Source organism: Psychrobacter sp. Pi2-51, from assembly GCF_904846665.1.
Classification (GTDB): Bacteria; Pseudomonadota; Gammaproteobacteria; order Pseudomonadales; family Moraxellaceae; genus Psychrobacter; species Psychrobacter glaciei.
Genome location: NZ_CAJHBP010000040.1, coordinates 1 through 14,136 on the forward strand (window position 1 = coordinate 1; position 14,136 = coordinate 14,136).

The 14,136-nt window shown below is 41.5% G+C and carries 12 protein-coding genes; 1 reads left to right on the forward strand and 11 read right to left on the reverse strand.

Going from position 1 to position 14,136, the window contains the following annotated elements; genetic code table 11:
• Window positions 1–156 precede the first annotated feature (156 nt).
• The 9 genes from JMY08_RS13420 to JMY08_RS13460 form a co-directional block, all read right to left on the reverse strand.
• Window positions 157–1,011: a WxcM-like domain-containing protein gene (locus JMY08_RS13420; RefSeq protein ID WP_201593698.1), complete on the reverse strand. Its 855-nt coding sequence runs from the start codon at window positions 1,009–1,011 to the stop codon at window positions 157–159.
• Window positions 1,011–1,886 (reverse strand): glucose-1-phosphate thymidylyltransferase RfbA, encoded by an 876-nt coding sequence (gene rfbA, locus JMY08_RS13425; protein WP_201593699.1) that lies wholly within the window; start codon window positions 1,884–1,886, stop codon window positions 1,011–1,013. Before rfbA ends, JMY08_RS13420 begins: the two co-directional genes overlap by 1 nt.
• Window positions 1,887–2,945, reverse strand: a complete 1,059-nt coding sequence (gene rfbB / locus JMY08_RS13430) for a dTDP-glucose 4,6-dehydratase (protein WP_201593700.1) — start codon at window positions 2,943–2,945, stop codon at window positions 1,887–1,889.
• An 18-nt stretch (window positions 2,946–2,963) separates the two neighbouring features.
• The gene (locus tag JMY08_RS13435) at window positions 2,964–3,992 is read right to left on the reverse strand and encodes an NAD-dependent epimerase/dehydratase family protein (RefSeq protein ID WP_201593701.1); all 1,029 of its coding nucleotides are present in this window, start codon (window positions 3,990–3,992) and stop codon (window positions 2,964–2,966) included.
• 29 nt (window positions 3,993–4,021) lie between these two features.
• Window positions 4,022–5,296: a Vi polysaccharide biosynthesis UDP-N-acetylglucosamine C-6 dehydrogenase TviB gene (gene tviB, locus JMY08_RS13440; RefSeq protein WP_201593702.1), complete on the reverse strand. Its 1,275-nt coding sequence runs from the start codon at window positions 5,294–5,296 to the stop codon at window positions 4,022–4,024.
• Window positions 5,297–5,308: 12 nt separating this feature from the next.
• Window positions 5,309–7,237 carry a polysaccharide biosynthesis protein gene (locus JMY08_RS13445; protein ID WP_227679690.1) on the reverse strand — a complete coding sequence of 643 codons (1,929 nt, stop codon included), beginning with the start codon at window positions 7,235–7,237 and terminating at the stop codon, window positions 5,309–5,311.
• A gap of 119 nt (window positions 7,238–7,356) precedes the next feature.
• On the reverse strand, window positions 7,357–9,657 hold the full coding sequence (locus JMY08_RS13450; RefSeq protein ID WP_201593709.1) for a GNVR domain-containing protein: 2,301 nt from the start codon (window positions 9,655–9,657) through the stop codon (window positions 7,357–7,359).
• Window positions 9,658–9,742: 85 nt separating this feature from the next.
• A complete protein-coding gene (locus JMY08_RS13455) occupies window positions 9,743–10,174 on the reverse strand; it encodes a low molecular weight protein-tyrosine-phosphatase (protein WP_201593704.1) in 432 nt (143 codons plus the stop codon).
• Between the two features lie 12 nt (window positions 10,175–10,186).
• Window positions 10,187–11,287: a polysaccharide biosynthesis/export family protein gene (locus tag JMY08_RS13460; protein WP_201593705.1), complete on the reverse strand. Its 1,101-nt coding sequence runs from the start codon at window positions 11,285–11,287 to the stop codon at window positions 10,187–10,189.
• A 381-nt stretch (window positions 11,288–11,668) separates the two neighbouring features.
• Here JMY08_RS13460 and rluB point away from each other — a divergent pair, with 381 nt between their 5' ends.
• Window positions 11,669–12,619, forward strand: coding sequence for a 23S rRNA pseudouridine(2605) synthase RluB (gene rluB, locus JMY08_RS13465; RefSeq protein WP_201593706.1), 951 nt, complete (start codon window positions 11,669–11,671; stop codon window positions 12,617–12,619).
• Between the two features lie 108 nt (window positions 12,620–12,727).
• On the opposite strand, the gene JMY08_RS13470 is transcribed toward rluB, so the two are convergent.
• On the reverse strand, window positions 12,728–13,300 hold the full coding sequence (locus JMY08_RS13470; RefSeq protein WP_201593707.1) for a hypothetical protein: 573 nt from the start codon (window positions 13,298–13,300) through the stop codon (window positions 12,728–12,730).
• Window positions 13,301–13,345: 45 nt separating this feature from the next.
• Window positions 13,346–14,008 (reverse strand): hypothetical protein, encoded by a 663-nt coding sequence (locus tag JMY08_RS13475; protein WP_201593708.1) that lies wholly within the window; start codon window positions 14,006–14,008, stop codon window positions 13,346–13,348.
• Window positions 14,009–14,136 lie beyond the last annotated feature (128 nt).

Consider the following 14,136-nt stretch of genomic DNA (forward strand, 5'->3'; position numbering starts at 1 on the left):
ACTTAGTATAAAGAAAAAACTTACCCCTAAAAAGCCCTCAGAAAATATATTATTAAATAATTTTGAATATGAATTATTTTTTTCCAAAAATGATAGATGACTTAGAAAAACAAAAATTGCAAATATCATTCTTATTGAAGTCAAAGGTTTGATCATTTATACGTGACCTTTGATAATTGCTGGATTTCCAACTACAATTGCATTTTCTGGCACATTCTTAGTAACGACTGCTCCAGCACCCACTAATGCATTTTTTCCAATGGTGATACCAGGTAAAAGAGTGGCGTTAGCGCCAATGCTTGCTCCTTCCTCTACAATGGTTTTTGGAAATTCATCTGGATATTGCTTTGAGCGAGGTTTCTTATCATTCGTAAAGGTGACACAAGGACCGATAAACACATTATCTTTTAAAGTAATACCGTCCCATATATAGACGCCTGATTTAACTGTAACGTTATTACCGATTACAACATCGTTCTCAATCAATGTATGAGCACAAATATTACAGTTTTCACCAATGGATGCTTTAGGAAGAATGACACTATATTGCCAAACTTTAGTTTTTTGACCTATCGTGGTTGACATAACGTCAGACAAAGGGTGTATAAAAGGCTTATTAACTTCATTTATAAACTCATCGTAATCACGAATATAATCCGCTTCATCATATTGTGCACTTGCTAGCACCAACATCACACAATCTTCGCTAAAGTTATGCATTTCATGCCAAACCATAGGGTGGATAATCAAACCCAGATTAGATTTATCAATGCGCACTTGCTGCTTTTCTATACCATTATCCATTATCATATTGCAGCTACCTTTTATACAAAAAGCTAACTGCATAAGTTCTTTATGGGCATGAAATCCACGAGGAATATCAGGCTTGGCATCAAGAATATAGTAAATTCTTTTGACCTTAAAAGGTACATTTTTATTAGATTCAAGCACCATTAGTGAACCTCGATCGTCCCCTAAATTTGGTAACTCGATCCATTCTATTATGCTCATTATTCTGCCCCTACTAAAGAGATTAGATACTGACCATAAGCATTTTTGCTCATCGACTGACCAATCTTAGCAACCTGCTGTTTCCTCAGCCATCCGTTATTGAGGGCAATTTCTTCTAAGCAGGCTACTTTATAGCCTTGACGCTTTTCAATGGTTTCTACAAACTGTGCAGCTTCTAATAAGCTCTCATGTGTACCGGTATCTAACCAAGCAAATCCACGACCTAATAGCTCGACATTGAGATCACCACGTTCCATATACATCTGATTGACCGTTGTAATCTCAACTTCACCTCGATCAGAAGGCTTCACCTTCTTCGCAATCTCTATCACATCATTATCATAGAAATAAAGCCCAGTTACCGCATAATTAGATTTAGGCTTGACAGGTTTTTCTTCTATCGAAATCGCCCGCTTATCTTCATCAAATGCCACAACGCCAAAGCGCTCTGGATCTTTGACTTGATATCCAAATACGGTCGCTCCTTTTTGGCGATTAACGGCTTGCTTTAATAAAGGAGTAAAGCCTTGACCATAAAAGATATTGTCGCCAAGCACTAAGCAGACATTGCTATCGCCAATGAAATCTTCACCGATAATGAATGCTTGAGCTAGACCATCTGGACTTGGCTGAACCGCATAGTGGATGTCGATGCCAAGCTCTTTACCATCTCCAAGTAAGCGCTTAAAACCATCTATATCATCTGGTGTACTAATGACAAGCACTTCACGGATTCCTGCCAGCATTAATACAGATAACGGATAATAAATCATCGGTTTGTCATAGATAGGTAGCAGCTGCTTAGACACACCCTTAGTAATAGGATAAAGACGTGTTCCTGAACCACCTGCTAAAATAATACCTTTTGTGTTCATTTATTCACCTGCTCCTAGTCTTTCGCGTTGGTAGCTGCCATCTTGGACACGGCTGCACCATTCCATGTTATTTAGATACCATTCGACTGTTTTTCTAATGCCACTATCAAACGTCTCAATGGGCGTCCAGTTTAATTCATTGGCAATTTTTCTAGCATCGATGGCATAGCGTAAATCATGTCCCGGACGGTCTTTTACGAAAGTAATGAGTGATTCATATGGCTGACCATTTGATTGTGGCTTTAACTCATCCAAGATTTCGCAAATTGTTTTTACTACATCGATATTTTGCTTTTCGTTATGCCCACCGATATTATAAGTCTCACCAACCTTTCCTTCAGTGACCACTTGATATAATGCGCGTGCATGATCTTCTACGAACAACCAATCGCGTATTTGATTCCCTTTGCCATAAATAGGTAGTGACTTCCCATCTAACGCATTTAAAATGACTAATGGGATAAGCTTTTCAGGAAAATGATAAGGGCCGTAATTGTTAGAACAGTTAGTGACTAAAATAGGGAAGCCATACGTACGATGCCATGCACGAACCAAATGATCGGAGCTTGCTTTGGAAGCAGAATACGGTGAGCTCGGTGCATAAGGTGTAGTTTCAGTAAATAAGTCGGTCGTGCCTTCTAAATCTCCATAGACCTCATCAGTAGAGATATGATGGAATTTGAATTTCGACTTGTCTACTCCTTCGAGCTGCTGCCAGTATGCTCGGGCAACTTCCAGTAAAGTGTAAGTACCCACGATATTGGTAGTAATAAACTCAGCAGGGCCATCTATAGATCGATCCACATGGGACTCTGCGGCTAAATGCATCACAAGATTGGGTTGAAAACTGTCAAATACCTGCTCTAGTGCTTCTGTGTCACAGATATCAATCTGTTGAAACTCATATCTTGGATCTTGATCGATTTCTTTGAGCGAGTCTAAATTACCAGCATAAGTCAATTTATCAATATTTAAGACTTCATCATCAGTATTATTTATAATGTGGCGAATAACAGCAGAACCGATAAAGCCTGCACCGCCTGTGATTAGCACTTTCATAGAAACCTACTTATTATTTTATGCTAAAGACCCAACATACCAAGGCATAGCTTTCTCAATACCTTGAACAATATCAAAATGTGGCACGTAGCCTAATGCGTTCTGTATCTTGCTAATGTCTGCCTGGCTGTGACGCACATCACCCTCTCTAAAGTCTCGATACACCGCCTCTTGGCTATAGCTCACTCCATTTGCAGCTAATTGCTCTTGCAGCGCCGTGAATAGCGTATTCAGCGTAGTACGACCACCAACTGCCACATTATATACTTCATTTTTGGCGTCATCGTTGGCTGTTGCTGCCAAGATATTGGCCTGTACTGCGTTTTCGATAAAATTAAAATCGCGGCTAGTATCACCATCGCCATTAATATAAACATCGTCGCCCTGAATCATGGCCGCCGTCCATTTGGGAATCACCGCGGCATACGCACCATCAGGGGTTTGGCGCTTACCAAAAATATTAAAATAACGTAGGCCAATCGTTTTAAAGCCATAAGTACGAGTGAATACCTCAGCATACAACTCATTAACATACTTGGTAACAGCATAAGGCGATAAAGGCTTACCAATGGCATCTTCAACTTTTGGCAGTGCAGGGTGATCACCATAAGTTGAGCTACTAGCAGCGTAGGTGAAGCTTGCTACCTTAGCATCGCGTGCAGCGACCAACATATTTAAATAACCTGAAATATTAGTGTCGTTAGTATTGATGGGATCGGCGATAGAGCGCGGTACTGAGCCTAGTGCGGCTTGATGTAGGACATAATCAACACTCTGGCAAGCTTTTTCACAATCTCCCAACTGACGGATATCACCTTCCATAAAGCTAAATCTTGCCCACTGTTCCTCGCTGACTAACGACTGCACCTCATCCAGATTATGCTGAAACCCAGTCGCAAAGTTATCTAAACCCACGACTTTTTGATTCAGTATGAGTAGAGTCTCTAATAAATTAGAGCCGATAAAACCCGCGACCCCTGTGATCAGCCACGTTTTTGGTTCGTCAACTAACGCTGCTTTTACTTTTTCATATGCCGTGGCTATCATGTTATATAACTCCCTATTACTTTGAATATTTAAAGGCGTATGTCGGTTTCTTCTTTGGTAAAAACATACTTTAAATCGTAGAGGACGTGGTCATTTTTACCTAAGCTTCTAATGTGCTCTACACCCATGTCTAAAAACTGGGCATGTGCCACCGCTAAAATAATGCCGTCATATTGATTTGATAATGGTTGGGCAATAGGTGTTATCTCATATTCTCGTTCAGCTTCTTTAGCGTCGACCCAAGGGTCATAGACATCAACCTCGATATTGTATTCACGGAGCTCATGGACGATATCGATGACTTTCGTATTACGCACATCTGGGCAGTTTTCTTTGAAGCTAAGCCCTAAAACTAATACTCTCGCTCCTTCGACTTGAATACGCTTTTTGATCATGGTCTTGACCAGTTGCGTCACCACATATTCGCCCATACTATCGTTTAGACGGCGACCGGCTAATATAATCTCAGGATTATAACCAATGGCCTGTGCTTTATGTGTTAAGTAATAAGGATCAACACCGATACAATGACCACCGACTAGACCCGGGCGAAACGGTAAAAAATTCCACTTAGTACCTGCTGCCGTGAGCACTGCTTCTGTATCTATATTCATTTTATTAAAGATCACCGCTAGTTCATTAATCAGAGCAATATTGACATCTCTTTGGGTGTTTTCAATTACTTTTGCAGCCTCTGCCACCTTAATGCTTGGTGCTTTATGTGTACCCGCAGTAATAATTAAGTTATACACTTGATCAACGAAGCTAGCGACTTCAGGTGTAGAACCTGCTGTTACCTTTAAAATATTGGTCACTCGATGCTCTTTATCGCCAGGATTGATACGCTCAGGGCTGTAACCTGCATAAAAATCTTGGTTGAAGACTAGTCCAGATACTTTTTCTAATACTGGAATACAAACCTCTTCAGTCGCCCCAGGATATACGGTTGATTCATAGACCACAATGTCGTCTTTTTTCAACAATGTACCAATCGCCTTTGAGGCATTGATCAGCGGTCTCAAATCAGGCTGCTTAAAATCATCGATAGGTGTCGGCACGGTTACAATAAAGAAATTACAGTTTCTAAGTGCCTCGATATCTGAGCTATAGTGCAAATTTGTAGCTTCAGCCAACTCTTCATTGCTGACTTCTAAAGTATGATCGATACCTGCTGTCAGTGCAGCAATACGACTGGAATTTATATCGAAGCCCACTACCGAATGCTGCTTGCCAAACTCAACGGCTAAAGGCAGTCCTACGTACCCAAGACCAATCACTGCGATTTTTATATTATTAATGTCCATCGTTTTATCCTGTTAACCAATATTTTCAATGAGTTTTTTCTTGGACTTTGAAACTTCGGGAGTAGAGCCTTCCTGATAACCCACTACAAAGTACTTAAACTGCGCTTTTAACCATATCACGTCATGTTTTTTTGCTCTGTGATTCAACTCAAACAATGTCGCTTCGATATCATCTAATGGGAAGCTATGCTCCATTGCCTGCATGATGAGAGGATGATCAGTGGGCTCAACATTATCCTCACCGATGATCAGCTCCTCATAGAGCTTTTCTCCTGCTCTTAGCCCCGTAAAGACGATCTCTATTTCACCATTGGGATTTTCAGCATCTTTGGTATCATGACCACTGAGATGAATCATACGACGAGCCAAATCGACTATTTTTACCGGTTCGCCCATATTCAGGACGAATACCTCACCGCCAGTTGCCATTGCGCCTGCTTGTATGACCAAATTCGACGCTTCTGGAATGGTCATAAAATAGCGAGTGACATCAGGATGAGTCACCGTGATTGGCCTGCCTGCCTCTATTTGCTTGGTAAATACTGGTACGACCGAACCAGACGAGCCTAATACATTGCCAAAACGCACCATACTAATGCAGGTACTACCGCTTGTATTACTCAGACCTTGGCAAACCAGCTCTGCCAACCGTTTGGTCGCACCCATGACATTCGTCGGTCTGACTGCCTTGTCGGTAGAGATCAACACAAAAGTCTCTACATTGGCGGCAATCGCCGCGCGAGCACAGTGATAAGTACCTTTCGTATTATTGATAACACCCTCAAAGGGATTGTGCTCGACTAAAGGCACATGCTTGTAGGCAGCGGCATGATATACCGTCTTTATCTGATACTGTTTAAATATCCTAAGCAGATTATCTTCATTGGTGACATTACCAATGACTGCAACGATTTCAATCTCTTGATAACGGCTATGTGTCGCTTGTAATGCGATGAGCTCTTGATGAATACTATAAAGCGCAAATTCAGACAGCTCATATAGTACAAGACAATTCGGTTCGTTTTTTATGACTTGGCGACATAGCTCACTGCCGATAGAGCCGCCTGCGCCCGTCACCAGCACACATTTACCGGTAATGTTTTTCTGCAGGAGGCGAGCATCTGGCTCGACGGTCTGCCGATCCAGCACGTCTAAAATATCGACCTGACGCATACTGCTAACGGTGACTTTCCCATGAGCAAGCTCTTGTAAACTGGGAAGATCTTGAATTTTGACAGAGATAGTAGACAGCTTATCTATGATTTCTCGTCTGCGAGTACGGCTCAGAGAAGGAATGGCTATAAATACCTGCACTACCTCAAGCTTCTCTATTATTTTTTCAAGCTCATGGGCAGCGTAAATTTTTCTACCCAGTAAATAGGCACCTATCAGTTGCCTGTCATCATCAATATATGCCACAACCTTATATTTATGAGAGTGTCTCAAGCCGTCTAGCAACTCTCTGCCAGCCTCTCCCGCCCCATAAATAATGATGTTATCGTAATTATTCTCTTCGCTAAGTGGCTGGCGCTTGCCTTGCAGACGCGTCAACAATTCGCGAATGGTCAGTCTACTGTTCCATAGCCAAGTAAAAAATAAGAATAAAAATATAATAGGAACGGAGCGTGGCATACTCCCTGACGAATCGAAATAAATGATAATTTCATAGACAATGATGAGTACAAAAAATAATAGGGACACACGCCCCATCACCCCATCGAAAAACCCTCTAGCGACCCCTTTGTAAAACCCAATAGCATATAAGCCAACCATAGGAATAAGTGCATATAAACAAAGGGTCGGCAGACTAACATGATGAGCAATATAACCATGTCGCAATGCCAATCCCAAGAACAAGCAAATGACTGCTACTGCAAAATCTGCCGTGAATAAAATAGTGCGCTTAACAAACCGCGGTAGTGCCAATAGATAATGAGCCATAGGCGTTAACCATTTTTTCAGGTTATTGCCTGACCGATAAGTACCCTTAGACTCTGATTTTATAAACATAATATTCAACCGCTTGAATGGCACTGTTAGAGTCGGCAGCGATGAGCTGGTTATTGTTTATTACCATAAGCATAACTATAGTGATAACTGTATTTACTCATCAGACCTTGCTGTACATCGTTAAGAATAATACCATCTACTTGAATGTTAGATTTATTCATTTGCTTAACTGCATAGACCAACTGTCCTTCTATTGAGTCGTCATATCTCGTCACCATGAGCACTTTATCAGCATATTGACCTAGTACCATGGCATCTGAGGCTGCCAATACTGGCGGCGAGTCGATAATGATATAGTCGTACTGGGACTTTAGCGCTGCCATTAACTGACCAAACTCATCTTTCATCAGCAGTGATGCAGGATTATACGGATGCTTGCCTCGCGGTATAAAATCAATATGATCCATAGTCGTAGGATGGATAAAGTTAGCAATACCTAAGTTAGAGGCATCACTGTCTTTTTGGGAATTATCTTTTTGGATATTGTCTTTTTGCAAATTGTCTATTTGTGTCAGTTGATTATTATCTTGCATCAAATAATCAGCTAGGCCGTTATATTGACTCATACTGAACATCTTATGCAGCTCACCTAAGCGCATATCTGCATCGATAACCAATACCTTTTTATTCAGCTGAGCAAAAACCTCTGAGAGATTGGCCGAAATAAAAGATTTACCCACCCCTGGGCTTTCTCCAGTAATCAATATAACCTTGGCAGATTGAACAGCTGAATCTTCTTTTGGCATTCCGAACGTAAGGCTCGTTCTAAGACTTTTGATCGCTTCATAGCTCAAACTATTATGATCGATATGAGCCAGCATGCGAGCGCCAGTTTTTTTGTTTTTGTTCAATCTCGACAGTAAGGGTGAGCGTGGAATGGTCGCAATCACAGGGATGCCAGTCTTAACTTCTAGACGCTCAGGATCTTTCACTACCTTTCTCAGTAAGCTTTTTAGCAGAACCAGCAGTGCGCCTAGCATCGTACCTAAAAGCATCGCTAGTATCATGATTTGCAGTTTCTTTGGCGCGATGGTTTTAAAGGTACTAATTGGCAAATCAATAACACGTGCAAAGCCTATTTGACCCGCTTTCACGATTTTTAGTTGCTCGTAGTTTTTGAGTAGGGTCAGATAGATCTCTCTATTGATCGCCGTGTCTTCTGATAATTTTAGAAACTCTCGTTGGATTTCAGGCAAACCAGCGATAGTATTGTCTATTTGTTGTTTTCTACTATTAAGCACTTGCAGCTGTTCATTGATCTGAATAACCAATGGATGCTCTTCGGTATAATAGGTCGTCAGCTCAGCTTTTTTGAGTTTGAGCTCGTTGAGTTGCGCGTCGATTTGAGAGTTTTCACCCAGTAGCAGCTCCGCCTCTTTACCAACATCAATCGTACCGTACTTGGTACGGAACTCATTGAAAGTAGCTTCCGAGCTTTCAAGTTTTTCTTTTAGCGTTGGAATTTGTGTTTCCATAAAGGTCAGCGTTTTGGTCGTTTCTTCCGAGCCGCGAGATTGGTTTTGAGTGATATAAGATAAAACGATTTCATTTAGCACAGATGTCACTTGCTGTTGATTGTCACCAGTCATAGACATCTGAATAATACCGGTCTGCTTGCCTTTCTCTACGACAGATAATACGCTATTCATAGCATCTGTGGTGGCTTTCACTGACTGCTTGCTAATATTGATAGGATAGCCTTCAGCAGGGAGGTCGTTTACCGTAATATGAATTTGGCCCTCGACTCCCTTGAACTTATGAGCCTGTCCAATTTGACCTTTAAAATCATCAAAGCCATTACTTAATACAAACCCAGTAGCAGTTCTGGTCAAAGTAAATGTCTGATTTAGATAGGCTTGCGACACGTTAAATTGACTGACCTGTACTTGACCATCTTCTGCGTTTAAAGACACACCTTCAGCAGTGTTGAGCTGGGTATCAGTGCGGTCATTTTTGATTTTATCGATATTCCCCACATTGGGATCAGCGAGCTGAATGCGCAGATGCAATAAATTAACGACTGGCTCTAATATCATACGTGATCTGATGAGCTCCGCTTCTGTCTCAGCCTTACTTGCTTCTGAACCGACCAGCTCTGAGATACTCTCACCCAGCGCGGCGATGCCTTGGGCGTTTTCCTCAATCTGTATCAACGCATCTGATTTAAAAGTTGGATTCACATAGCGGCTATACAATATTCCTATTAGTAATCCCAATACAGCAAAAAAAACCACGACTTTCCAGCCGCGTAGCAACACTAACAGGAGTGCCATTAAATCAATGTCATCATCATCCGTTTCGCCATGAGACTTTGCATGAGACTTTGATAGGTTCTTTGAATCTGTATTTATCACTATGTATTCACCGCTTCAGTTTAGTTGCTTGTTTTTATCACTCAATCTTATTGACCAGCAATCATTGTTTGCGTGCTAGCGCTTAGGCAATTTTGTCATCCCATTGCTCAAGGCTCTCCACAATATCTTTTTTTACCGTCTTGAATACTGACTTGTCATGCTGATAAGGATCGACAATATCTTTGTCAATCCAGTGTCCAACCCGAAAAGTTTTACCACGGCAATGCGGCCAGCGACTCTCTATCCATTTGGTCTGACTGGTCGACATAGTCAAAATCAGGTCAGCGGTGAGGACTAGTTCTTCATCTATCTGCTTGGCAATATGTGCAGACATATCGATATCATACGGCGTCATGACCTCCTGTGAATTGAGATCTACTGGATTACCGATGACTGCTGAAAGCCCAGCAGAATCGATATGCTTTTGTGGATATTGTTTCATTAATAGAGCCGCAGCGATAGGACTGCGACAGATATTGCCCACACAAACGACCAAAATATTATCAAATGCCATGTTAATTATTACCTATAAAGTTGTAATACTTCTAATGGCTGATGTTGATGGTAATAATGAGCTAATCACACGATTCCAACGCGTTAAGCCTGTTGGGTCAACATACAAGATATCATTGGGTTGCATCTCGAAGCGATTGGCCAACGCCAAGCTGGTAATGGTCTGCATGTCGACATAATAAATAGTAGTGTATTGGTAGTTAGGATTGTCACGAACGATATATATCTTAGCAGCATTGGCAGTCTCAGAGTTTAGCCCGTTCGACTCACCCAGTACATGCGCCAAGTTAAGCCCTTGCTCAGGAATAGCGACTGGTTCAATTTTACCAAATTCGCCCAATACGTAAACTTTGTTGCGACTTTGGCTATTGACATGAATAGAGTCACCATCTTGCAAATATATTTGATTGGCAGACAGCCCCATTTGACGTAATGACTTCAATCCTAGGTTATAGTTCTTACCTTGACGATTTAATACAATATTATTCGAGTCACCCGTTTCAGTAGCACCGCCTGCCATAGAGATTGCGCTATAAACAGATACTGGCACATCAGCAATGGCAAACTCACCAGACTGCTTGACCTCACCATCCACAAAGAATTTACTGCCACGATAATTGACAATTTTAACCTGCGGGTCTGAGTATTTTAGATAGCGCTGTAATCTACTTTGCAAGGTTGCAGTGAACTGCGGCACACTCATGCCGCTGGCTTTGATACGCCCTATCAATGGGAATTGAATAAAGCCTTGCTGATCAACTGGGAACCCAGAAGTATAAGGATTACTGTCACTAGCTGCTGCTGAGGGTGTTATATCTGGGTAGCCCGTCAGCACAACACTTAGAATATCCCCTTCAGAAATACGATAATCTACTCGCCCCGATGCTTTGACTAAATTATATAGGTCATTATCGAGTACCGTGGCTTGCTTAGGTGGTAACGTCGCTACATTTAACGGCTGAACGTTAAAAGTAATACCGTTTTCGGCCACAAAGGCCCCATTAGGTGGCAAATCACCCGCTTGAAGTCCAGAATTGATACTGGTACAGGCTGATAACATAGTGGCAAGCAATAAACATACTCCACTCCATAGACTATATGACTTGCGACGCATAGAAAAACCTTATAGGACATAATGGCAGATATTAACTGGCAATGATCGAGCAACTTTTGTAATACTGAATTATCAAAATACAATTAATTTTTAATTTTCGCAGTATAAACAAAAGCTAACGTAAATTATAGTAGCATATGATATTAAAAATTAGACTGTTATTACCTGATTAAATAAAGCATAGGTATAATCAATATTAAGCATATATTTAAACTTCTCAGTGGAAATATTTAAACAATTTATCAGCGAGAGACTCCACATTTTATAAATCATTATAATTAATAACGACTAGGGGCTGTATAGCCATCGCAAATAGCGTAGAATAGTCAGTCTAATTTTTTACATTGAGAAATGTAAACCCACCGACTCAAGGACATGATTATGAAAGATGAAAAATTACAGAAAGCCCTCGCCCGCATGGGGCTTGGCTCACGTCGTCAGATGGAAGAAGTTATTAAATCTGGACGCGTAACAGTCAATAACGGCCCAGCAACCATCGGTGATCGCGTCGAACCAGGCGATGAGATTCGCGTTGATGGTCGTCAGATTAAATATACTGCTGAGAATGAGAAGCGTCGCCGCGTATTGGCTTACTATAAGCCTGAAGGTGAAGTGTGCTCTGCCAATGATCCAGAAGGTCGTCCAACGGTTTTTGAACGTCTGCCAAAGCTGACCCATGACCGCTGGGTCATGGTCGGACGCTTAGATATTAACTCAACGGGCCTGTTATTGTTTACCAATGATGGTGAAATGGCGCATCGCTTGATGCATCCCTCTGGTGAAGTCACTCGTGAATACGCCGTACGTGTATTGGGTGAAGTGACGTCTGATATCGCGCGTGCGTTAACAGCTGGCGTGATGTTAGAAGACGGTACAGCAAAGTTTGAAGATATCAAAGAAGGCGGCGGTGAAGGCGTCAATAAATGGTATCACGTCCAGCTAAAAGAAGGTCGTAACCGCGAAGTACGTCGCTTATTTGAGTCGCAAGGCCTAAAAGTGAGTCGTCTACTGCGTACGCGCTATGGCACGATTGCATTACCAAAAGAGTTGCGTACTGGTCGTTTCTTAGAGCTCGACAGAAAAGACATCAATACCTTAACAGACCTAGTGAGCTTACGTCCACGTTATGGTACGGGTCTACATGGCGCGGCGAAAGAGAAACAAGAGCGCATCAGAAACAAACCACTTAAAGCACGTCGCACTACTGACAGTCGTAGCGATAGCAGCCGCAGTGGTAGCGACAATCGCAACAGCAGCGCGAAGCCTAAAAGCAGTGCTAGCCCTGCCAGTCGTGGTACACGCAATACCCGTGACCGCAACGACAAGCGCTAATTTAAACCTGCAATAGATTTAAATTAGACCATAAAAAAGCTGCCCATAATGAATATTTATGGGCAGCTTTTTTATGGGTTTTTTATAATAATTTTACTAACCCAATATTTAGCTATCATGACTATTAATATAGTTTTTCATGACTCGCAAATCTTGCAACTGCTGCGTGTCCATTTGCTCTAACAGATTATCTAAACGCTGCTCAATATTATCTAAAACACTCTGTAATAACGCACTCGCTTCTGCTTTCTTGTCATTACTCACATTGTGAGCATTTATATTCACATTTACTAGATGGTAATGACTGGCAAGCATTTCGGGCAAACGCGTATGCAGCAGCTTATGCAACACAAACTGCGTTTCTGTGAGTTCGGGCATTTTATGCTGCGCTTGCAGGGCCTTTTGATAGCGTTGATAGTGATTTACTTTTTCATCGATACGTTTTAATTGGCGCAGTTGCTGTTCTGATAAGCTTTGAAGATGCTTGTTGTTTAGATCAAGTTGTTGCCACTTTATAGTAGATAGTGACAACCTAGATAGTGATAACGGCGCATCATAATCTTGATAAGTAAGCACACCTGGCGTAATACCAACGGCTTTATGCAAAGCTTGCCAGCCTTTTTTACCCAAATAAACGACCGTGACGGTTGTCACAACCCCAACGCCGATTAGTATGCTCATAGATATTTACTCTTTACCCTATTCTTTGATAATACGACTCTACATCTACAGCTTAATATCCTCAGCACTCACATTTGTACCAGCTGGGCTTTCAATTGCTTGAATGTTTACATCATTACTGGCACTGCTATCGAGCTTTTGAAACTCTGTATTATCAGCAGGATTATCAAAGCGTTTTTGCAAATAGCGATTGGTTGCGAGCAATTTTTGTCCATCTTGGTGATATGAGGCATTGAGCAAATCATCAAACTGAGTATTAATGGTACTCAGTACGTCTAGCAACGCCTCTTTTCCAGTGACATTAGAATGCTTAATCTTAGTGGTATCAGCAAGCGCACCATCCCCCACATCTAAGTCATGCAAGCGTCGATAGTCAGCTACCGCTAGCGGAATGTGCCTGTCCATCAAGTTTTGAATCATAATATAGGTTTCGTTGACTGTATCTTTATCATCTATCTTGCCATCATTATTGGTATCGCCATAAATGACCCGTAGCTTCTCACCTTTTCCATTGATTTGGTCAAGGGCTGTTTTGACTTCGATGGGTAAGCTTTTTTCAGGAATATAACCCAACTGCGGCATCGCTTTATATTCAAGCATTTTTGGCGCGGTCACTTTTTTGATACCACGATATCCTAGATATAACCCAGCTGCTGGTAACACCCCGTACAAAACAAACATCACTAACATCGCCGTTACTTGGGTCATAGGATTGTCCTCATTATTCATCGTAGTTATTATTGTTCTAGACAGCCTTAAAACTCTAAACTCTAAACTCTAAACTCTAAACTCTAAACTCTAAACTCTAAACTCTAAACTCTAAACTCTAAACTCTA